Below are 21,230 nucleotides of genomic sequence, written 5' to 3'. Positions count from 1 at the left end.
GGGAGGCAGGCGCTAGATGACGCCGTCGAACATCATGACGTCGACCGGGTCGCCGTCGGCCACGCTGCCCTGGTCATGATGCAGCACGACGAGGCCGTTGGCTTCGACCATCGAGCTCAGCACGCCCGAGCCCTGGTTGCCCGCGATGCGGACTTCGGGCAATGACCCGGCCACCGGCCGGACGTAGCCGCGCTGGTATTCGGTGCGCCCGGGCTTCTTCCGGATCGCGCCGACGCTCCTGGCGCGAAGCAGCGGCGGCGGGGCTGCACAGGCGTCGTTGCAGCCCATCAAGCGCAAAAGCGCCGGCCGCACGAACGCGAGGAAGGTGACCATCACCGCGACCGGATTGCCGGGCAGGCCGAAGAGCACGGCCGGTCCGCGATCCGGCTTGTCCGTCGGGATCAGGCCGACCGCCATCGGCCGGCCGGGGCGCATTGCGACGCACCAGAACGCCATGTCGCCGAGGCGCTGCATCACGGCCCGCGTGTGGTCGGCCTCGCCGACGCTGACGCCGCCGCTGGTGATGATCGCGTCGGCCTCGTTCGCCGCGCGGCAAAGCGCCGATTCGAGCGCGGCCGGATCGTCCCGCACCAGGCCGAGGTCGATCACCTCGCAGCCGAGCCTGGTCAGGAGCCCGAAGACCGTGTAGCGGTTGCTGTCGTACACCGCGCCTTCGCGCGGCAGTTCGCCGAGGCTCAGGATCTCGTCGCCGGTCGAGAAATAGGCCACGCGCAGGCGCCGCAGCACCGGCACCATCGGCAGCCCGATGCTCGCCACCATGCCGAGCGCCGCGGGCGAAACGATCTCGCCGCGCCGCAGCGCGGGCTTGCCCTGCATGAGGTCCTCGCCGGCCAGCCGCCGGTTGTCGCCGCGCCGCAGCGCCTTGGCGGGGAAGCGGACGCCGTCCCCCTCGACCGTGCAGAACTCCTGCGGGACGACGGTATCGAGGCCCACCGGCATCACGGCGCCGGTCATGATCTTCACCGTGTCACCGGCGTCCACGCTGCCGCGCCAGGCCGCGCCGGCCAGGGCGGTGCCGACGATGCGCAACTGCAGCGTTTCATCGTCGCCGGCGCCATCGAGCAGGCGGCCGTCGAACGCGAAGCCGTCCATGGCCGAGTTGTCGTGCGGCGGCACGCTCACCGGCGAGATGATGTCCTCGGCCAGCACCCGGCCCAGCGCGTCGCGCAAGGCGATGCGCTCGACCTGCGTGACCGCGGCCGGTTCCGCCAGCCGGGCAAGGAAGGCCTGAACGGCATCGACGTCCAGCGCCTTCGGGTCGTAGCCCGCCAGTGCGGCGGCGATGTCTGCGATACGGCTCATGGAGGCAGCAGGGGATTCAGGAGCGCTGGGCTTCGAGCGCGTGCAGCTCGGCCAGCGTGTTGGCATTGAAGAAGGCGTCCGGCGCGTCGCCGGGGCGGTCGAACGGCACCAGCACCGTGCGATGCTGGGCGGTCCATGCGTCGATCTTGCGCCCGCCCGCCTGGGTGAAGCGCACGAGGCTTTCGAGCAGGGTGGCGTTCAGCAGGCAGAACACGGGCTGGGCGCGCAGGACGGGGGTGCCGCCGGGTTCTTCGGGGGGCTCGGGGGCCGACACCATCGCGATCTCCGCATCGTTCGCCACCAGCGCTTCGGACAGCCGGCTCGCCAGATCGAGCGGGAAAAGCGGTGTGTCGCAGGGCACCGTGAGCAGATAAGGGGTCTCGCAGCGCTCCAGTCCGGTGAGGAAGCCGGCCAGCGGCCCCGCATAGTCCGCCAGCCCGTCGGGCCACACCGGCACGCCGAACGATTCGTAGGCCGAGAGGTTGCGGTTGGCGTTGATCATGATCTCGCCGACCTGCAGGCCCAGCCGCATCACGGCGTGCATGGCGAGCGGCGTGCGGTTGAAGCTCTGCAGGCCCTTGTCGACGCCGCCCATGCGGGTGCCGCGCCCGCCTGCGAGTACGAGGCCGGTGATGTCGCCGGTGGCGATGGCGGGTGGGGTGGTCATCCGCCGATGTAGCTCATTTCGACCCGCCGCGGCGCAGTGCCGTCGGTCTCGGGTCCGCGCAGTGCGCGAAGTTCGGAATAGCGGTCGCTGCGGCCCTGCCAGATGTGGCCGATGGTCGAAGTGATCTCTTCGTCGCTCGCGCCGCCGCGCAGCAGCGGGCGCAGGTCATGGCCCGCATTGGCGAAGAGGCAGAGGTAGAGCTTGCCTTCGGTCGACAGCCGTGCGCGGTTGCAGTCACGGCAGAAGGCCTGCGTGACGCTGCTGATCACGCCGATCTCGCCGCCGCCGTCCTGGTAGGCCCAGCGCTGCGCGGTTTCGCCCGGCGCGGTGGCTTCGAGCGGGGCGAGCGGGAATTCCTCCGCGACGCGCCGCACCACCTCCGCGGACGGCAGCACCTCGTCCATGCGCCAGCCGTTGGTGGCGCCGACGTCCATGTACTCGATGAAGCGCAGCACCACGCCGGTGCCGCGGAAGTGGCGGGCCATCGGCAGGATCTCCTGCTCGTTGGTGCCGCGCTTGACGACCATGTTCACCTTGATCGGACCGAGGCCCGCGGCCTTGGCCGCCTCGATGCCGGCGAGGACTTCCGCCACCGGGAAATCCACGTCGTTCATGCTGCGGAACACCGCGTCGTCGAGGCCGTCGAGGCTGACCGTCACGCGCCGCAGCCCGGCCGCGCTGAGTGCCTGGGCCTTGCGGGCCAGCAGCGAGCCGTTGGTGGTCAAGGTGAGATCGAGGGGCCGGCCGTCGGGCGTGCGCAGGGCCGCGAGCTGCTCGACGAGGACCTCGAGATTCTTGCGCAGCAGCGGCTCGCCGCCGGTGAGCCGGATCTTGTGCACGCCATGCGTGGCGAAGAGGCGCGCGAGCCGGGTGATTTCCTCGAAGCTCAGCAGCGCGCTGTGCGGGAGGTACTGGTAGTCCTTGTCGAAGACTTCCTTCGGCATGCAGTAGCTGCAGCGGAAGTTGCACCGGTCCGTGACACTGATGCGCAGATCGGTCAGCGGCCGCTGCAGGCGATCGAGCAGCACGCCGGTGGCCGGGATCGCAAGCCCGGCCATCGCCGCCGCTGGACGGGCGCGGCCGATCTCGGAGACGGGGACGACATGCTGGCTCATGAGGCAGGCAAATTTAACCGATCGCTCCGCGAGCCGGCAGGCGGAAAACGTTTGACCCTGAGGCGATGAGGCCGGCCACGGCGGTCATCATCCGTGCCGGATCGCGACGGTCTTGAGCGTCGTGAATCCGTAGAGCGCCTCGAAGCCCTTTTCGCGCCCGTAGCCCGAGGACTTGACGCCGCCGAAGGGCAGCTCGACGCCGCCGCCCGCGCCGTAGTTGTTGATGAACACCTGGCCGCTCTTCACGCGCTTGGCCATGCGCAGCTGGCGGGCGCCGTTCTCGGTCCAGATGCCGGCGACCAGCCCGAAGCGCGTGGCGTTGGCGAGGGCGACGGCCTCGTCCTCGTCGCAAAAGGACATCGCGGCCAGGACGGGGCCGAAGACTTCCTCCTGCGCGAGCCGGTGACCGACCGGCACGTCGCGCAGCAGCGTCGGGGCCTGGTAGAAGCCGCTTTCGGGCGCTTCGTCGACCACCGTGCCCTGGCCCACCATCGGGATGCCGGCGACGTGGGCGTCCGAGAGGAAATCCCATACGCGCTGCTGCTGCGTCTGGCGGATCAGCGGGCCGACGTCGAGGTCCATCGCGGCCGGGCCGACGCGCAGCGCCTCGAAGGCGTGTCCGAGGCGCTCGAGGAGCGGCTCGTAGATGCCCTGCTGGATCAGCACGCGCGAGCCGGCCGAACAGGTCTGGCCGGCGTTCTGCACGATCGCCTTGATCAGCACCGGGATGGCCGCATCCAGGTCGGCGTCGGCAAAGAGGATCTGCGGGCTCTTGCCGCCGAGCTCGAGCGTGACGGGGCAGTGCCGCTCGGCCGCCACCTGCTGGATGATCGTGCCCACCGACGGGCTGCCGGTGAAGCTGATGTGGTCGATGCCTTCGTGCCGCGCCAGGGCGTCGCCGACCTCGTGGCCGTAGCCGGTCACGATGTTGATCGCGCCGGGCGGGAAGCCGACCTCGGCGGCGAGCTGCGCCACGCGGATCAGCGAGAGGCAGGCGTCTTCCGACGGCTTGACCACGCAGACGTTGCCCGCCGCCAGCGCACCGCCCACGCTGCGGCCGAAGATCTGCATCGGGTAGTTCCAGGGAATGATGTGGCCCGTGACGCCGTGCGGCTCGCGCCACGTCAGCACGCTGTAGCCGTCCTGGTAGGGGATGGTTTCGCCGTGCAGCTTGTCGCAGGCGCCGGCGTAGAACTCGAAGTAGCGCACCAGGGCCAGTGCATCGGCGCGCGCCTGCTTGACCGGCTTGCCGCAATCGCGCTGTTCGATCAGCGCGAGTTCGTCGGTGTGCGCCGCGATCTTCTGCGAGAGCTTGTAGAGCAGCCGTCCGCGCTCGGCAGCACTGACTTTCCGCCAGCCGGTCTCGAAGCAATGGTGCGCGGCCTGCACCGCGGCATCGATGTCCGCCGCGTTGCTGCGCTGCAACTCGTCGAAGGTCTGACCATCGGAGGGATCGATCACCGGCAGCGTGCGGCCGGACGCGGAGGCAACGCTCTCGTTGCCGATGTAGTTCAGTTGCATGGGGGAAATCTTAGCGCTCAGCGCGCGGCCGTCGCCCTGGGCAGCGCGCGCAGCGCATTCAGCATGCGCTCGACGTGCTTGTCCGGGTTGAGGTTCTGGTAGTAGTAGGCGACGAGACCGTTGGGCGTGACCACGTACGAGAGCCGGTTCGCGAAATCCGGCCGGGTCTGCATCACCGCGTCGAAGCCCTGGATGACCGCCTTGGACTGGTCGGAAGCCACCGGGAAGCGGCTCTGGCAGGATTTGACCGAGAACCTGGTCAGCGTGTCGATGTCGTCGGCCGACACGCCGATCACCGTGGCGCCGAGGGCAGCGAACTGGTCGACCGCCTCGGCGAAGGCGTGCGCTTCGATCGAGCAATCGGCGCTGTCCGCCGCGGGGAAGAAATACACCACCACCGGCCCCTTGGCCAGCGCTTCGGCGAGCGAGTAGCTGAAGACCTTGCCGCCCAGCGCCGCGGTGGCGGTGAACTTGGGAACGGCGTCGCCGATGTCGAGTGCTGCAAAGGCGGTCGGCGCCGCGGCTGCGGCCAAGGCAAAAAGCGCGGCGCGCAGGGAGGTCTGGAGCATCATGATGTAACCCCGGAAGAAGGCGTATCGAATTCTAGGACCGGGGGGGCGCCATCGGCAGGCAACAGAAGAGAAGGGGAATCGAACATGACATCCATGGCCTTCGCTTTCGCCCGCGTCATGGGCGCCGTGGCCTTGTCCGGGGCCCTTGCCCTGCTCGCGGCCTGCGGCTCGCTGCCGAAGATGCCGGAGCGGCCGGACGAGCGTGCTGCCGCGCCCGATCCGTCCGCGATGCTGGCGAAGATCGCGCTCGCCTCGACGCCGCCCGGCGAGCACTCCGGCTTCCGGCTGATGCCGCTGGGCGTCTATTCGCTCGATGCCCGCATCCAGCTGGCGCAGCGCGCGCAGCATTCGCTCGTGGTGCAGTACTACCAGCTCGAGAACGACGCGACCGGCCGGCTGCTGATGCGGGCCTTGCGTGAAGCCGGTGCGCGGGGCGTGAAGGTGAGGGTGCTGGTGGACGATCTCTACACCAGCAAGAGCCAGCAGCCGCTGCTGGGGCTGGCGCAGACGCCGAACGTGGAGGTGCGGCTTTTCAATCCCTTCTGCTGCGGGCGCGGCGGCATCGTGTCGCGCTTCGCGGCGTCGCCGCAGGACATTCCGCGCCTCAACCACCGCATGCACAACAAGCTGTTCATCGCCGACGGCGTGATGGCGGTGGTCGGCGGGCGCAACATCGCGGACGAGTATTTCGTGCTCAGCGAGGCGCAGAACTTCATCGACATGGACGCGCTCGTGGTCGGCAAGGTGGTGGCCGAACTGGAGGCGGTCTTCGATGCCTTCTGGAATGCCGAACAGGTCTGGCCGATCCAGGACATCGTGACGGGGGAGGGCGGCCGCAAGCCCACCGCGCAAGAGTTCGACGACTGGATCGGCATGGCTGCGCCGCCGCCGAAGCTGCAGATTCCGCCGGTCGACGTGCTGGGCTACGGCCCGATCGCCGAGGAGCTCGACGCCGGCCGCATGGGCCTGCTGTGGGGCGAGGCGCACGCCATTGCCGACCCGCCGAGCAAGCCCAAGGCCATGAGCGCTGACGAGGCCCTCGCGACCAGCGTGACGATGAAGGTGTGGGGGCTGCTGCTCGAGGCGAAGTCCCAGGTGGACCTCACTTCGCCCTACCTGGTGCCGGGCGAAAAAGGCATGGCGGCCTTCGACGACCTGATGCGCCGCAAGGTCAAGCTGACGCTCCTGACCAATTCGCTGGCGGCCAACGACGAGCCGCTGGTGCATACCGGCTATGTGCGCTATCGGGAGCGGTTGTTGCGCAGCGGCGCGGATCTCTACGAGCTCAGTCCCGAGCGGACCACCGCCAACAAGCGCCTGGGCATGTTCGGCAATTCGCTGGGCAGACTGCACGCGAAGACGGCGGCGATCGACAAGCAGCGCATCTTCGTGGGGTCGATGAATCTCGATCCGCGCTCGGCCACCCAGAACACCGAAATGGGGGTGGTGGTCGACAGCCCGCAACTGGCGCGCGAGATGCTCCGGGTGATCAACATCAGCAAATTGCAGAATTCCTACCGCCTTCGTCTGGATGCGGAAACCGGATCGCTGCAATGGCTGACCACCGACGGCGAAAAGGAAATGATCCTGACGTCGGAGCCGGAGGCGGGATTCTTCCAGCGTTTCTACAACTCCCTGGTCGCGCCGCTGGTGCCGGAAATGCTGTTGTAATCCCGGGATGCTGCTGTCGCTTCCTCCCCCTTGCAATCCGCCGCTGGCGCCTCACATGCTTCGCATGAACGCTACCAACACCCATGCTCACAAGACCGATCTGGCGGTGACGCACGTCCTGGCCCAGCTCCTCGAGCGGCTCGAGCACAGCCCGGTGCCGGTGGGCGCCGAGCAATACCGCTCCGTCGTCATGCATCTGGTCGACGAGTTCCGCGATGTGGAACCGGGCGCCCAGCTCGGTCAACTGCTGGATGCCTATCCGGCCGCGGCCGAGGTGTACGAGAACATGTTCTACCAGCATGCGGGGCTCTGCCGCTCGGGACTGGATGCGTCGCTCGGCGCCGAACTGGCCGCCAGGAAGGCCATCGAGCGCGCCATGGGCCACGGCCCGGAGGCCGCGCATGAGTAAGGCCGACGTCAAGACCACCGTGCTGGCCGACGGGCTGCGCTACAAGGCCAAGGCGCCGGGTTCGCCGTTCCGTGCTTCCGCCTCGTTCAGCGGCGCCACGATGTCGTGCTTCATGTGCGGCAAGCACCGCGTTCGCTCGCAACTGCGCACGCGCCAGTTGCTGGGCAAGTCGCAGACGGTCTGCGCACCGTCCTGCAAGGCGCTCGACGAACTCATGGCGAACGGCGGGGGCGGCTGAACCCCCTGGCCCGCGTGACTTGTTGCACGGATGGGCCAATTGGGCGCGTTGAATTTAGTACTTCATACCGCCTATCAATTCGGAAAAAATCGATCTACAGTTAGAAACAATTGATGTGAATTGCGTCAATACCAAAGTTTTAATTGATGATCGATTCAAATGATCCCGATGCACTCAAAGGCCGTGCCGGCCCGGGTCTGTTTCGATTGAACGCGAAAGGACGGACCCAGTGAGCCGACAACGCCACGTCGTCATGCAAGTCGTCAAGCGCTCCGGCGGATCGACGCATCACGTAGAGTTCGTGATGGATGACACCTTCGCGGAGCGCCTGAAGCAGTTGCGCTCGCTGGTGCCGCCACTGAATTCGCTCAACAAGCAGCGCGATCTGGTGATCGATAAGGTCCGCGTGCGCATGCCCTCGGCAGTGTGGCGATACGGCAGCGACATCGACAGCCAGGTCGACGGCTCGTGCATCGTCATCGCGTCGGAGGGCTACTTCAATTGCGGCGCCAAGGACCGCAAGACGAAGGAAAAGCTGGTGACCTACACCTTCCCGATCGCGCGGCTGATCGAGCTCCACCTGGAGCGCCCGGCCGGCGAAACCTTCTACATCCGCGACGGCGTCTTCACCAACGACGAGCCGGCGGAATCGGCGGCGGGCCGCTGGGTGGCGTCTTTGCACGAGCACGAGGAAATGCGCCCGCCCGAGGCATCCTCGGATTTCGACACCCTGCAGGGCGCCCCGCTGCGCAGCGAGCCTTCGCGCACCGTCAGCCTGAACTGATCGCGGTCATTCCCACGAAGACCCGCACCGGCCGGTGCGGGTCTTTTTCTTTGTGCTGCAGCACCTTCACTTGGACGCCGCGGCCACCGGTGCCTCCGTTGCGGGCGCCGCAACCTGGGGCGCGACGGGGGACGCGGGCGCGCTCACCGGTGCGGAAGGGGTCGGCGCAGGCGCCGCATGCGCACCGACATCGCCGGCGTGGAACTTGACCACCAGCGGCACGATGAGCAGCGCCACGATGTTGATGATCTTGATCAGCGGATTCACCGCCGGGCCGGCCGTGTCCTTGTAGGGGTCGCCCACCGTGTCGCCGGTCACCGCCGCCTTGTGCGCTTCGGAGCCCTTGCCGCCGTGGTGGCCGTCCTCGATGTACTTCTTGGCGTTGTCCCAGGCACCGCCGCCGGTGCACATCGAGATCGCGACGAACAGGCCGGTGACGATCGTGCCCATCAGCAGTCCGCCGAGCGCCTTCGGCCCGAGCAGCAGGCCGACCAGGATCGGCACCACCACCGGCAGCAGCGAGGGGATCATCATTTCCTTGATCGCGGCGCCGGTCAGCATGCTCACGGCGCGGCCGTATTCGGGCTTGCCGGTGCCTTCCATGATGCCCTTGATCTCGCGGAACTGGCGACGCACTTCCTCCACCACCGAGCCGGCCGCGCGGCCGACGGCTTCCATCGCCATCGCGCCGAAGAGGTAGGGGATCAGGCCGCCGATGAAGAGGCCCACGATCACCATCGGATCGCTCAGGTTGAAGCTGATTTCCTGCCCGAAGCTTTCGAGCTTGTGGGTGTAGTCGGCGAACAGCACCAGCGAGGCCAGGCCCGCCGAGCCGATCGCATAGCCCTTGGTCACCGCCTTGGTCGTGTTGCCGACGGCGTCGAGCGGGTCGGTGATGTCGCGCACCGCGGCCGGCAGCTCGGACATCTCGGCGATGCCGCCCGCGTTGTCGGTGATGGGACCGTAGGCGTCGAGCGCGACCACGATGCCGGCCATGCTCAGCATGGCGGTCGCCGCGACCGCGATGCCGTAGAGGCCCGCGAGCATGTAGGCCACGATGATCGCGATGCACACGAAGAGCACCGGCCATGCCGTCGATCGCATCGACACGCCCAGGCCCGCGATGATGTTTGTGCCATGGCCCGTGGTCGAGGCCTGCGCGATGTGGCGCACCGGCGAATACTGCGTGCCGGTGTAGAACTCGGTGATCCACACCAGTGCGGCCGTGAGCGCGAGGCCGACGAAGCAGGCGCCGAAGAGCTTCATCTGGCTGCCGGACGGGGTGATCGCGTTGTCGGGGATCAGCCAGCCCGTGACGAACCAGAACGCGATCAGCGACAGCACGCCCGCCACCGCAAGCCCCTTGTAGAGCGCGGGCATCACGTTGACCATGCCCGGCTTCGCCTTCACGAAGAAGCAGCCGATGATCGACGCGATGATCGACACGGCGCCGAGCGCAAGCGGGTACATCACCGCGTTGACCGGTGCCGCGCCGACCATCAGCGCGCCCAGCACCATGGTGGCGATCAGCGTCACCGCGTAGGTCTCGAACAGGTCGGCGGCCATGCCGGCGCAGTCGCCGACGTTGTCGCCCACGTTGTCGGCGATCACCGCGGGGTTGCGCGGGTCGTCTTCAGGGATGCCGGCTTCCACCTTGCCGACCAGGTCCGCGCCCACGTCGGCGCCCTTGGTGAAGATGCCGCCGCCCAGCCGCGCGAAGATCGAGATCAGCGATGAGCCGAAGGCGAAGCCGATGAGCGGATTGAGGACTGCGGAAAGCTTCTTGTCCGGCGTCAGCACGCCGTTGCCCGCGAGGAACCAGTAGAACGCCGTCACGCCCAGGAGACCCAGGCCCACCACCAGCAGCCCGGTGATCGCGCCGCCGCGAAAAGCGACGTCGAGCGCGGGGCTGATGCCCTGCGTGGCGGCTTGCGCGGTGCGCACGTTGGCGCGCACAGAAACGTTCATGCCGATGAAGCCGCAGGCGCCCGAGAGCACTGCGCCGACCACGAAGCCGATCGCCGTGGTGCCGTCGAGGAAGATGCCGATGAGGATCGCGAGCACCACACCGACGATCGCGATGGTGCGGTACTGCTTGGCGAGATAGGCCGCCGCGCCGGTCTGGATCGCCGCGGCGATCTCCTGCATTCGTGCGTTGCCCGCGTCTTTCGAGAGGATCCAACTGCGCGCCCAGAAGCCATAGGCCACGGCCACGAGGCCGCAGACGATGGCGAGGACGAGTGGGGTGTTGCCGGTCATGCGTTGCTTCTCCAGTAGTTCGTCAGACTTGATGGAGACGTAAGCCGGACCCGGTGCGCAGCGCGTACGGGTCAGTGCTTCCGTCGCGTTGCTTCCTCGAGGCCCCGGTGCCTGGACGGCAGGGAACGATTGGCCAACGAGGGCAATTTACAGGCAAATCCGCGCTTTCGTGCGACCGGGCCGTGACATGGAAAGTAAACTTCGGGTTTGTCCGCATCCCGATAACACTTTCAAACTACCAAGCACGATCATGTCCCTCGGTCAAGTTTCCCCCGGTAAAGACGCCCCCGAAGCCTTCAACGTCGTCATCGAGATTCCGATGAACGCCGACCCGATCAAGTACGAAGTCGACAAGGAATCGGGCGCGATCTTCGTCGACCGCTTCATGACCACCGCCATGCACTACCCGACGAACTACGGCTACGTGCCGCAGACGCTGTCGGGCGACGGCGACCCGGTCGACGTGCTCGTGATCACGCCTTACGCGCTGGTGCCCGGCGTCGTGGTGCCGTGCCGCCCCCTCGGCATCCTGATGATGGAAGACGAGGCCGGCGTCGACGGCAAGGTGCTCGCGGTGCCGACCGACAAGGTCCTGCCCATCTACAGCCACTGGAAGAAGGTCGAGGACGTGAACCCCATGCGCCTGAAGGCCGTGACGCACTTTTTCGAGCACTACAAGGACCTGGAAGCCGGCAAGTGGGTCAAGGTGCTCGGCTGGGAAGGCGTCGATGCCGCGAAGAAGGAAATCATGGACGGCATCGCGAACTACAAGAAGTAATTCACGCGTCGGCTCTTTTCGGAAAAGGCGCCTCGCTGCATCTGCGGCGAGGCGCTTTTTCTTGCCGACCGGTATCGTTTGATCCACGTCAAGTTCCGCTCGCGATCGCGGCGCTAGGCTTGCCCCCATGCAAGCTGCGCTCACGCACGGCCCGGCCGGGCGTTTCGATTCTTCTCGCGACGAGGCGGTGCCGCAGCCGGACTGGGCGCTGCTGGACGATCCGGCCGAATGGCCGGTGTTCGGGCGCTCGCTCGGCGGCGACAAGGCCGGCGAGCGCTGGGAATCGCAGGTCGTCGTCGATGGCATGCACTGCGCAGCCTGCGCACTGGCCGTCGAAGAGGCCGTGGGGCGGGTCCCCGGCGTGGAGAGCGTGGAAGTCAACGCCGCCAGCCACCGGGCGCGCATCGTCTGGTCTTCCGCCGCAGTCAGACCTTCGCGCTGGTTCGCGGCCTCGGCGGCGGCTGGCTACCCGCTGGTGCCGGCCGGCGACCTGTCCGTGCGTGCGCGGCGTTCGCGCGAGGCAAGGCTCGCGCTCTGGCGCTGGCTGGTGGCGGGCTTCTGCATGATGCAGGTCATGATGTACGCCTATCCCGCGTACATCGCGCAGCCCGGCGACATGTCGGCCGACGCAGCCCAGTTGCTGCGCTGGGCCTCCTGGGTGCTGACGCTGCCGGTGATGCTGTTCTCCTGCGGGCCGTTCTTCCGCAGCGCCTGGCGCGATCTGCGCGCGCGGCGCATCGGCATGGACCTGCCGGTCTCACTCGGCATCGCGATCGCGTTCGTCGTCAGCACCGCCGCAACCTTCGATGCGCAAGGGCCGCTCGGCCACGAGGTGTATTTCGATTCGCTCACGATGTTCGTGTTCTTCCTGCTCACCGGCAGGTGGCTGGAGGCACGGCTGCGCGACCGCACGGCCGGCGCGCTCGAAGCGGTGATGAACCGGCTGCCGGACAGCGTCGAGCGTCTTGGCGAAGGCGGGGTGTTCACCCGCGTTTCGGTTCGACGCCTCGCCATGGGCGACGTGGTCCGCGTGCTGCCGGGCGAGGCGTTTCCGGCGGATGGCGTCGTGATCGCGGGCGACACGACCGCCGACGAAGCGCTGCTGACCGGCGAATCGCGCCCCGTTCCGCGTCCTTGCGGGGACCGGGTGCTGGCGGGCAGCCACAACATCGCCTCTGCGGTGCAGGTACGGATCGAATCGATCGGACAGGGCACGCGCTTCGCGCAGATCGTCGCCTTGATGGAAAGCGCATCGCTGCAGAAGCCGCGGCTCGCGCAACTCGCCGATCGTGCCGCGCGCCCCTTCCTGCTGGCGGTGCTCGTCGCCGCGGCGCTCGCGGCGGCATTGTGGTGGCACATCGATTCGGGCAAGGCGCTGATGGTGGCGGTCTCGGTCTTGATCGTCACCTGTCCCTGCGCGCTGTCTCTGGCCACGCCCGCCGCGATGCTCGCCAGCGCCGGCTCGCTCGCACGCCACGGCGTGATGGTGCACAACCTGCAGGCACTCGAGACGCTGGCCTCGGTCGACACGGTGGTCTTCGACAAGACCGGCACCCTCACGCATGACGTGCCTCGACTCGAGCGCGTCTATTGCCGCAAAGGCTTGCGGCCGGGCGATGCGGTGGAACTCGCGGCCGCGCTGGCGGCGCATTCGCTTCATCCCGCGTCGCGCGCGCTGATGAATGCCTGGAATGCGCAGTTCCGTTCATCGCCGGCATGGGATCTGGTCGAAGGGAAGGAGCACGCGGGAGAAGGAATCGCCGGCCTCCTGCGTCGCAAGGGCGACGCAGGAGGCAAAGTGCGGGCCCTTCGGCTGGGCGCTTCGGCGTTCTGCGGGGTCGAACCGCTGCAGTCGGATGCCGCGCAGGTGCATCTGGCGGATGAGGAAGGCTGGGTCGCGAGCTTCGTCCTGGCCGAGGATCTTCGCGCCGATGCTGCACCGGCCGTGACCGAGCTGGAGGCACAAGGCCTCGCGGTGCAGCTTCTTTCCGGCGATCGCGATGCGGCAGCCAAGGACGTTGCCGAGCGCGCGGGGATCCGTGCTGCGCGCGGAGACTGTCTGCCTGAAGAGAAGCTGCGCGTCATCCGCCAGGCGCAGAGGGCGGGCCATCGCGTCGTGATGGTCGGCGACGGCCTCAACGACGGTCCGGTGATCGCGCAGGCGGACGCCTCCTTCGCGTTCGGGCATGCGGTGCCGCTGACCCAGGCGCGCGCGGATTTCATCGTCATGGGCGGCGAACTCTCTGCCATCGTGCAGACCCTCTCGCAGGCCAAGCGCACCTTGCGCGTGGTGCGGCAGAACCTCTGGTGGGCCGGCGGCTACAACGCCCTGTGCGTACCGCTGGCGCTGGCGGGCTGGTTGCCGCCGTGGCTCGCGGGGCTCGGCATGGCAGGCAGTTCGGTGCTGGTCGTGCTCAATGCGGCGCGGCTCGCGCGGCAACCCGGAGGCTGAGGGCGATGGACATCCTCTTTCTGCTCATCCCGTTCTCCGTGGTGCTCGTGCTGATGATCCTCGGCGGGCTCTGGTGGGCGGTGCACTGTGGTCAGTTCGAAAACGTCGACCACGAAGGCGAGCGCATTCTGCGCAACGATTGATCTGCATCAATCCCGCTCCGGCGGGCCACTTGGACACTCGGACCAGTTCCATAAGAGAAGGTCCGACGATGCAATCTCCGAATCCTCCCGCAGCGGTCTACAGCGACACCGCGGTGCGGCAGTTCGCCATCATGTCGGTGGTCTGGGGCGTGGTGGGCATGCTCGTCGGCGTGGTCATCGCGTCGCAACTGGCGTGGCCCGAGCTGAACTTCGGCATTCCCTGGCTCAGCTACGGGCGGCTGCGTCCGCTGCACACCAACGCGGTGATCTTTGCGTTCGGCGGATGCGCGCTGATGGCGACGAGCTTCCACGTGGTGCAGCGCACCTGCCAGGTCCGCCTCTTCGCGCCGGCCCTCGCGTCCTTCGTGTTCTGGGGCTGGCAGGCGGTGATCGTGGCCGCCGCCATCAGCCTGCCGCTGGGCTACACCAGCGGCAAGGAATACGCCGAGCTCGAATGGCCGATCGACATCCTGATCGCGGTGGTGTGGGTGGCCTATGCGATCGTGTTCTTCGGCACCCTCGCGGTCCGCAAGGTGAAGCACATCTATGTGGCCAACTGGTTCTACGGTGCGTTCATCATCGCGGTCGCCTTGCTGCACATCGTCAACAGCGCGGCCGTTCCCGCGGGCTGGATGAAGAGCTACTCGGCCTACGCGGGCGTGCAGGACGCGATGGTGCAGTGGTGGTACGGCCACAACGCGGTGGGCTTCTTCCTCACCGCGGGCTTCCTCGGGATGATGTACTACTACATCCCCAAGCAGGCGGGGCGGCCGGTGTATTCGTACCGGCTGTCGATCGTGCACTTCTGGGCGCTGATCTTCACCTACATGTGGGCGGGCCCGCACCATCTGCACTACACCGCGCTGCCCGACTGGACGCAATCCATCGGCATGGTGTTCTCGCTGATCCTGCTCGCGCCGAGCTGGGGCGGGATGATCAACGGGATCATGACGCTCTCGGGTGCATGGCACAAGCTGCGCACCGACCCGATCATCCGTTTCCTGATCGTGGCGCTGTCGTTCTACGGCATGGCGACCTTCGAGGGCCCGATGATGTCGGTGAAGACGGTGAACGCGCTGTCCCACTACACCGACTGGACCATCGGCCACGTGCACGCCGGCGCGCTCGGCTGGGTGGGCCTGATCACGATGGGGTCGCTCTACTACCTGATCCCGCGCCTGTACAACCGCACCGAGATGTACAGCATGAAGGCGGTCGAGCTGCACTTCTGGATGTCGACCATCGGCATCGTGCTCTACATCGCCGCGATGTGGATCGCCGGCGTGATGCAGGGGCTGATGTGGCGTTCGATCAACCCCGACGGCACGCTCACCTACACCTTCGTCGAAGGCGTGAAGGCCACCTATCCCTACTACGTGGTGCGCCTGATCGGCGGCGTGCTGTACCTCGCCGGCATGCTGGTGATGGCATGGAACGTCGTGATGACGATCGGCGCCGGCCAGTCGGTGCGGGCACGTATTCCGCTGCCTGCCGCGGCCCATGCCTGAAGGAATCGAGGAAAGAACAATGAGCTCCACGAACCCTGAGTCCTCCACTTTCTCGCATCAGAAGATCGAGACCAACAACTTCCTGATGATCGTGCTGATCCTGCTGGTCGTCGCCGTCGGCGGCCTGGTCGAGATCGTGCCGCTGTTCTTCCAGAAGTCGACCACGGAGCCGATCACCGGCCTCACGCCGCCCACTGCGCTGCAGGTGCTCGGCCGCGACGTCTACGTGCGCGAGGGTTGCTACAACTGCCACTCGCAGATGATCCGGCCGTTCCGTGCGGAGACGCTGCGCTACGGGCACTACTCGGTGGCGGGTGAATTCGTCTACGACCATCCCTTCCAGTGGGGCAGCAAGCGCACCGGCCCCGACCTGCATCGCGTGGGCGGCCGCTACAGCGACGAGTGGCATCGCATCCACCTGCACAACCCGCGCGACGTGGTGCCCGAATCGAACATGCCCGCGTATCCGTGGCTCGAGAAGACCCAGGTCACGCCGTCCGACGCCGCGGACCACATGCGCGCCCTGCGCCGTGTCGGCGTGCCGTTCACCGACGAGCAGATCGCCGCCGCGCCCGGCGACGTCAAGGGCAAGACGGAACTGGATGCGCTGGTCGCCTACCTGCAGTCGCTCGGCCTCGCGCTCAAGTAAAGAGGACCACCATGGACATCACCACCTTGCGCATCATCGCCACGCTGGTCTCCTTCGTGACCTTCATCGGCATCCTCGTGTGGGCCTACTCGCGCCGTCGCGCGCAGGCCTTCGAGGCCGCGGCCCGCTTGCCCTTCGAGCAGGACTGACACCATGAGCGACTTCATTCACGATTTCTGGTCGCACTACATCGCGATCGCCACCATTGGCGGCATCCTGGCCTGCCTGCTGCTCCTGTGGATCACGGCGCGCAGCAGGACCCCGGCCAGTGCGGACAACACCACCGGCCACGTCTGGGACGAGGACCTGCGCGAGATGAACAACCCGATGCCGCGCTGGTGGATGGGCCTGTTCGTGCTCACCATCGTGTTCGGGCTGGGCTACCTCTTCGTCTTCCCGGGGCTGGGCAGCTACAAGGGCCGGCTCGAGTGGAGCACCGACGGCGAGTACGCCAAGGACCTCGCGAAGGCCAACCGCGATCTCGAACCGGTCTATGCCGCCTACACCGCACTGCCGGTGGAGAAGGTGGCGGCCGATCCGGGCGCGATCGCGATCGGCGAGCGCCTCTTCCTCAACAACTGCGCGCAGTGCCATGGCTCCGATGCGCGCGGCGGCAAGGGCTTTCCGAACCTCACCGACAACGACTGGCTGCACGGCGGCACGCCGGAGAAGATCAAGGAGTCGATCACCCTCGGCCGCATCGGCGTGATGCCGCCGATGGCCGAAGCCGTCGGCACGCCTGAGGACGTGAAGAACCTTGCCAACTACGTGCTGAGCCTCTCTGGCAGCCCGCACGACTCGGTGCGTGCGGGGCTGGGCAAGAGCAAGTTCACTGTCTGCGCGTCGTGCCACGGCATCGGCGGCGTCGGCAACACCGCGGTGGGTGCGCCGAACCTCACGGACCAGATCTGGCTGCACGGCTACGGGCTGGAGGCCATCATGCAGATGATCAACTCCGGCAAGACCAACCAGATGCCGGCGCAGCAGGGGCGCCTGACCGAGGCTCAGATCCACGTGCTGACCGCTTACGTGTGGGGCCTGTCGAACGGCAAGGCGCCGGCGGCCGGCTCACCTTGAGGGTTCACCCGTGCGGGATTCCGCTTCGCCGCCACCAAGCAGCGCGCCGCGCCGCGTGATCCCGATCGCGGCGGCCGAGAAGAGCGTGGGCCTGTACGAGGCGCACAAGAAGGTCTACCCACGCTCCATCGACGGCGTCTTCGCGCGCTGGCGCTGGGTCATGGTGTTCGTCACCCAACTGGTGTTCTACGGCATGCCGTGGCTCGAGTGGGGGCAGCGGCAGGCGGTGCTCTTCGACCTGGCCACGCGGCGCTTCTACATCTTCGGGCTGGTGCTCTATCCGCAGGACCTGATCTACCTGACGGGGCTCTTGGTCATCTCGGCGCTCTCGCTCTTCCTCTTCACCGCGGTGGCGGGGCGCCTGTGGTGCGGCTATACCTGTCCGCAGACGGTCTATGCGGAGATCTTCCTGTGGATCGAGCAGAAGATCGAAGGCAACCGCGCCGCGCGCATGCGGCTGGACGACGGCGAGCTCTCGATCGAGAAGCTGGTCAAGAAGTGGTTCAAGCACGTGGTGTGGCTCGGCATCGCGGTGTGGACCGGCTTCACTTTCGTCGGCTACTTCACGCCGATACGCGATCTCGGCCTGGACTTCCTGCAGACGCGCATGAGCGGCTGGGAAGTCTTCTGGGTGCTGTTCTACGCCTTCGCGACCTATGGCAATGCGGGCTTCATGCGCGAGCAGGTCTGCAAGTACATGTGCCCGTACGCGCGCTTCCAGAGCGCGATGTTCGACCGCGACACGCTGATCGTGAGCTACGACACCGAGCGCGGCGAGCCTCGCGGCGTGCGGGCCAAGGGCGCGGATGCGCGGGCGCTGGGGCAGGGCGACTGCATCGACTGCTCGCTGTGCGTGCAGGTGTGTCCGACCGGCATCGACATCCGGCAGGGCCTGCAGTACGAGTGCATCGGCTGCGGCCTGTGCGTGGACGCCTGCAACACGGTGATGGACAAGCTCGCCTCGCCGCGCGGCCTGATCCGCTACGCCACGCAGAACAGCATGGCGGGGCACTGGTCATCGCGGCAGATGTTGCGCCGCGTGCTGCGGCCGCGGGTGCTGATCTACAGCGGCGTCCTGGTCGCGCTGTGCATCGGCCTGCTGGCCAGCCTGGTGATCCGCACGCCGCTCAAGGTGGACGTGGTGCGCGATCGCGGCACGCTGGCGCGCATCGCCGAAGGCGGCCGGATCGAGAACGTGTACCGCCTGCAGATCATGAACGCGACCGAAAAGACGCAGCACTACCGCATCGAGGCTCGCGGTCTCGACGGACTGCGCGCGTCGCCCGAACAGCCTGTGGAAGTGGGGCCTGCGCAGTCGCGCTGGGTCGCGGTGCGCCTCCAACTGCCGTATGGCGGCGCGGAGCCGGGTTCGCACCCGGTGTATTTCGACGTCCGCGCCGCCGAGGGCGGGGCGCAGGTTTCGGAGAAGGCGACCTTCATGGTGCCCCGTTGATGCGATTCAAGGAGATGACGATGAACGCAACGAACAAGAACGATGCAGTCACCAGCCAACCCTGGTGGCGCTACCCGCTGCTGTGGATGGTCCTGGCCGGTCCGGCGGTGGTGGTGGTCGCGAGCTTCGTCACGCTGTGGCTGGCCATGCGCTCGCCGGACCCGGTCGTCGCCGAGGACTACTATCGGCAGGGCATCGAAATCAACAAGACCCTGGCCGACAAGAAGCTGATGCCGGCCTTGAGCGGCCGCAACCATGCCGCGACGCCGGCGGACGATGTGCGGTGAAGGGTGCACCCAGCGGCCCGGCAGGGCCGGTTCCGCAGGTGTCTTGGATTGGTGGGCGGCGCCGATCAGCAGGCGGCCGGCGTGATGAGCCGGCGCAGGCCCTCGGCATCGACGATGCGCAGGTTGCGCTGCTGGACCTCGATGAGCCCCTCTTCCATGAACTTGGAGAGGGTGCGGCTCACGGTTTCGAGCTTGAGCCCGAGGTAGCTGCCGATCTCCTCGCGCGTCATGCGCAGCACGAGTTCGGAGCGCGAGAAGCCGCGCGCATGCAGGCGCTGCGCGAGATTGAGGAGGAAGGCCGCGAGGCGCTCTTCGGCGCGCATGCTGCCCAGCAGCATCATCACGCCGTGCTCGCGCACGATCTCGCGGCTCATGATCTGGTGCACGTGCCGTTGCAGCGCGGTCACCTCGCGCGAAAGCTCCTCGATGCGGTCGAAGGGCATCACGCAGACTTCGGAATCCTCCAGCGCCACCGCGTCGCAGGTGTGCTGGTCGTTGACGATGCCGTCGAGGCCGATGATCTCGCCGGCCATCTGGAAGCCCGTTACCTGGTCGCGGCCGTCCTGGCTCGCCACCCGGGTCTTGAAGACGCCGGTGCGGATCGCGTAGAGCGAGGTGAAGCGATCGCCGTTGCGAAAGAGCATCTCGCGGCGGCGGACCTTGCGCCGTTTGGCCACGATGTCGTCGATGCGTTGGAGCTCGGAGGGATCCAGCCCTACCGGCATGCAGAGCTCCCGCAGGTTGCAGCTCGAGCAGGCAACCTTGATGTTTTCGATTTTCATTGATGTACGTCGAGTATGTTGTTGATTCTGAAGCCGGGCGTGGCCGCGGGTGTTGATCCGCATCAATGATCGAGGAGCGTCCTGGCGGCATAGTGGCCGCAGACCGCCTTTGATCGCCTGCGATGAACTCTTTCCCTGCATTCGCGACCGCTTCACCTTCCCTGGAGCTGCCGTCGCCTGCCGTACTGCGGCGTTTCGACGTCTCCGGTCCACGTTATACCTCCTACCCGACGGCCGATCGATTCGTGGATGCTTTCACGGCCGACGACTACATCCAGGCGCTGCACCAGCGCAGCGCCACCGGGATGCACGGGCGGCCGCTCTCGCTGTACGTGCACCTGCCGTTCTGCGAATCGCTCTGTTACTACTGCGCGTGCAACAAGATCGTCACCCGCCACAAGCACTGGGCGGTCGAATACCTCGACTACCTGGAGCGCGAGCTGGCGCTGCAGGTCGCTGCGCTGGGTCGGGGGGCGGTGGTCAGCCAGGTGCATCTGGGGGGCGGCACGCCGACCTTCCTCGACGACGAGGGCCTCGGCAGGCTGCTCGCGATGCTCGGGCGCGAATTCACGCTTTCGCCGGAGCGGGAACAATCCATCGAGATCGACCCGCGCACCGTGGACGGCGCCCGGCTCGAGCGGCTGGCCAGGCTCGGCTTCAACCGGCTGAGCTTCGGCGTGCAGGATTTCGACCCGGACGTGCAGAAGGCGGTGCACCGCATCCAGCCCGCGGCCGAGGTCTTCGACCTGATGGCGAGCGCGCGTTCGCTGGGATTCCGCTCGATCAACATCGATCTCATCTACGGGCTGCCCAAGCAGAGCCGGGCCTCTTTCGACCGCACGCTCGCGCAGGTGTGCGACCTGCGGCCGGACCGGATCGCGCTCTATGCCTATGCGCATCTGCCGGAGCGCTTCAAGCCGCAGCGGCGCATCGCGGCAGAGGATCTGCCGGACGCGAAGACCAAGGTCGAGATGCTGTCGCGGGCGATCGCCGCCTTCACCGCCGCCGGCTACGTCTACATCGGCATGGACCATTTCGCGCTGCCGGACGACCCGCTCGCGATCGCCAAGCGGCAGGGCCGCCTGCATCGCAATTTCCAGGGCTACAGCACACAGCCGGACTGCGACCTGGTGGCGCTGGGCGTTTCGGCCATCGGGCGCGTCGGCGCGACCTACAGCCAGAACGCCAAGACGCTCGAGGAGTACTACGACCTGGTCGACCAGGGCCGCATTCCGGTGGTGCGCGGTCTGGCGCTCACACGGGACGATGTGCTTCGCCGGGCGGTGATCATGGCCATCATGTGCCAGGGCCAAGTGGACTTCGAGACCATCAGCCTCGCGCACCTGATCGATTTCAAGGACCATTTCGCGCACGAGCTCGCCGCGCTCGGACCGCTGGCCGCGCAGGGACTGGTGCGCGTGAGCGAGCGCGACCTCGAAGTCACGCCCACCGGCTGGTTCTTCGTGCGCGCCATCGCGATGGCGTTCGATCGCTACCTGCAGGCCGATCGCAACCGGTCGCGCTTCTCGCGGATCGTCTGAA

21 protein-coding genes are annotated in these 21,230 nt (G+C 67.2%); 14 read left to right on the top strand and 7 right to left on the bottom strand.

Annotated features, from left to right (window positions below):
* Positions 1-12 precede the first annotated feature (12 nt).
* The 5 genes from moeA to VAR608DRAFT_RS29395 form a co-directional block, all read right to left on the bottom strand.
* On the bottom strand, positions 13-1,323 hold the full coding sequence (moeA, locus tag VAR608DRAFT_RS29415) for a molybdopterin molybdotransferase MoeA (protein ID WP_088957292.1): 1,311 nt from the start codon (positions 1,321-1,323) through the stop codon (positions 13-15).
* A 16-nt stretch (positions 1,324-1,339) separates the two neighbouring features.
* Positions 1,340-1,990 carry a molybdenum cofactor guanylyltransferase MobA gene (gene mobA / locus VAR608DRAFT_RS29410; RefSeq protein WP_088957291.1) on the bottom strand — a complete coding sequence of 217 codons (651 nt, stop codon included), beginning with the start codon at positions 1,988-1,990 and terminating at the stop codon, positions 1,340-1,342.
* Positions 1,987-3,105, bottom strand: a complete 1,119-nt coding sequence (gene moaA, locus VAR608DRAFT_RS29405; protein WP_088957290.1) for a GTP 3',8-cyclase MoaA — start codon at positions 3,103-3,105, stop codon at positions 1,987-1,989. The genes mobA and moaA overlap by 4 nt, the downstream gene beginning before the upstream one ends.
* 87 nt (positions 3,106-3,192) lie before the next feature.
* A complete protein-coding gene (locus VAR608DRAFT_RS29400; RefSeq protein ID WP_088957289.1) occupies positions 3,193-4,626 on the bottom strand; it encodes an aldehyde dehydrogenase family protein in 1,434 nt (477 codons plus the stop codon).
* 17 nt (positions 4,627-4,643) lie between these two features.
* Positions 4,644-5,198 carry a peroxiredoxin gene (locus tag VAR608DRAFT_RS29395; RefSeq protein WP_088957288.1) on the bottom strand — a complete coding sequence of 185 codons (555 nt, stop codon included), beginning with the start codon at positions 5,196-5,198 and terminating at the stop codon, positions 4,644-4,646.
* Positions 5,199-5,282: 84 nt separating this feature from the next.
* Between VAR608DRAFT_RS29395 and VAR608DRAFT_RS29390 the strand changes: the two genes are divergently transcribed.
* The 4 genes from VAR608DRAFT_RS29390 (at position 5,283) to VAR608DRAFT_RS29375 (ending at position 8,300) form a co-directional block, all read left to right on the top strand.
* Positions 5,283-6,869, top strand: a complete 1,587-nt coding sequence (locus tag VAR608DRAFT_RS29390; protein ID WP_231973003.1) for a phospholipase D family protein — start codon at positions 5,283-5,285, stop codon at positions 6,867-6,869.
* A 55-nt stretch (positions 6,870-6,924) separates the two neighbouring features.
* Positions 6,925-7,278, top strand: coding sequence for a hypothetical protein (locus VAR608DRAFT_RS29385; RefSeq protein WP_088957287.1), 354 nt, complete (start codon positions 6,925-6,927; stop codon positions 7,276-7,278).
* A complete protein-coding gene (locus tag VAR608DRAFT_RS29380; RefSeq protein WP_088957286.1) occupies positions 7,271-7,516 on the top strand; it encodes a hypothetical protein in 246 nt (81 codons plus the stop codon). The genes VAR608DRAFT_RS29385 and VAR608DRAFT_RS29380 overlap by 8 nt, the downstream gene beginning before the upstream one ends.
* Positions 7,517-7,745: 229 nt before the next feature.
* Positions 7,746-8,300 carry a hypothetical protein gene (locus VAR608DRAFT_RS29375; RefSeq protein ID WP_088957285.1) on the top strand — a complete coding sequence of 185 codons (555 nt, stop codon included), beginning with the start codon at positions 7,746-7,748 and terminating at the stop codon, positions 8,298-8,300.
* 66 nt (positions 8,301-8,366) lie between these two features.
* Here the strand turns inward: VAR608DRAFT_RS29375 and VAR608DRAFT_RS29370 are convergent, their stop codons facing one another.
* A complete protein-coding gene (locus VAR608DRAFT_RS29370) occupies positions 8,367-10,559 on the bottom strand; it encodes a sodium-translocating pyrophosphatase (protein ID WP_088957284.1) in 2,193 nt (730 codons plus the stop codon).
* A gap of 250 nt (positions 10,560-10,809) precedes the next feature.
* Between VAR608DRAFT_RS29370 and ppa the strand changes: the two genes are divergently transcribed.
* From ppa to VAR608DRAFT_RS29325, 9 genes are all read left to right on the top strand, one after another.
* A complete protein-coding gene (gene ppa / locus VAR608DRAFT_RS29365) occupies positions 10,810-11,337 on the top strand; it encodes an inorganic diphosphatase (protein WP_088957283.1) in 528 nt (175 codons plus the stop codon).
* 127 nt (positions 11,338-11,464) lie between these two features.
* Positions 11,465-13,789, top strand: a complete 2,325-nt coding sequence (locus VAR608DRAFT_RS29360) for a heavy metal translocating P-type ATPase (RefSeq protein WP_088957282.1) — start codon at positions 11,465-11,467, stop codon at positions 13,787-13,789.
* A gap of 5 nt (positions 13,790-13,794) precedes the next feature.
* Positions 13,795-13,932: a cbb3-type cytochrome oxidase assembly protein CcoS gene (gene ccoS, locus VAR608DRAFT_RS29355; protein ID WP_088957281.1), complete on the top strand. Its 138-nt coding sequence runs from the start codon at positions 13,795-13,797 to the stop codon at positions 13,930-13,932.
* A gap of 68 nt (positions 13,933-14,000) precedes the next feature.
* Positions 14,001-15,440: a cytochrome-c oxidase, cbb3-type subunit I gene (gene ccoN, locus VAR608DRAFT_RS29350; protein WP_088957280.1), complete on the top strand. Its 1,440-nt coding sequence runs from the start codon at positions 14,001-14,003 to the stop codon at positions 15,438-15,440.
* 19 nt (positions 15,441-15,459) lie between these two features.
* Complete coding sequence (gene ccoO, locus VAR608DRAFT_RS29345; RefSeq protein ID WP_088957279.1) at positions 15,460-16,089, top strand: cytochrome-c oxidase, cbb3-type subunit II; 630 nt, start codon at positions 15,460-15,462, stop codon at positions 16,087-16,089.
* An 11-nt stretch (positions 16,090-16,100) separates the two neighbouring features.
* On the top strand, positions 16,101-16,238 hold the full coding sequence (locus VAR608DRAFT_RS29340) for a cbb3-type cytochrome oxidase subunit 3 (RefSeq protein ID WP_088957278.1): 138 nt from the start codon (positions 16,101-16,103) through the stop codon (positions 16,236-16,238).
* A gap of 4 nt (positions 16,239-16,242) precedes the next feature.
* Positions 16,243-17,166, top strand: coding sequence for a cytochrome-c oxidase, cbb3-type subunit III (gene ccoP, locus VAR608DRAFT_RS29335; protein WP_088957277.1), 924 nt, complete (start codon positions 16,243-16,245; stop codon positions 17,164-17,166).
* A gap of 10 nt (positions 17,167-17,176) precedes the next feature.
* Positions 17,177-18,619, top strand: a complete 1,443-nt coding sequence (gene ccoG, locus VAR608DRAFT_RS29330) for a cytochrome c oxidase accessory protein CcoG (protein ID WP_088957276.1) — start codon at positions 17,177-17,179, stop codon at positions 18,617-18,619.
* 20 nt (positions 18,620-18,639) lie between these two features.
* Positions 18,640-18,906 (top strand): FixH family protein, encoded by a 267-nt coding sequence (locus tag VAR608DRAFT_RS29325; protein ID WP_088959038.1) that lies wholly within the window; start codon positions 18,640-18,642, stop codon positions 18,904-18,906.
* Between the two features lie 65 nt (positions 18,907-18,971).
* Here the strand turns inward: VAR608DRAFT_RS29325 and fnr are convergent, their stop codons facing one another.
* Positions 18,972-19,751 carry a fumarate/nitrate reduction transcriptional regulator Fnr gene (fnr, locus tag VAR608DRAFT_RS29320; protein WP_088957275.1) on the bottom strand — a complete coding sequence of 260 codons (780 nt, stop codon included), beginning with the start codon at positions 19,749-19,751 and terminating at the stop codon, positions 18,972-18,974.
* A gap of 59 nt (positions 19,752-19,810) precedes the next feature.
* Between fnr and hemN the strand changes: the two genes are divergently transcribed.
* Entirely contained in the window at positions 19,811-21,229 is a 1,419-nt protein-coding gene (gene hemN, locus VAR608DRAFT_RS29315) for an oxygen-independent coproporphyrinogen III oxidase (RefSeq protein ID WP_443082899.1), read from the top strand.
* Position 21,230 lies beyond the last annotated feature (1 nt).

The organism is Variovorax sp. HW608, assembly GCF_900090195.1.
In the GTDB taxonomy this organism is placed as follows: domain Bacteria; phylum Pseudomonadota; class Gammaproteobacteria; order Burkholderiales; family Burkholderiaceae_C; genus Variovorax.
Note: the sequence above shows the minus strand (reverse complement) of the source record. Positions and strands in the feature narration are given on the sequence as shown.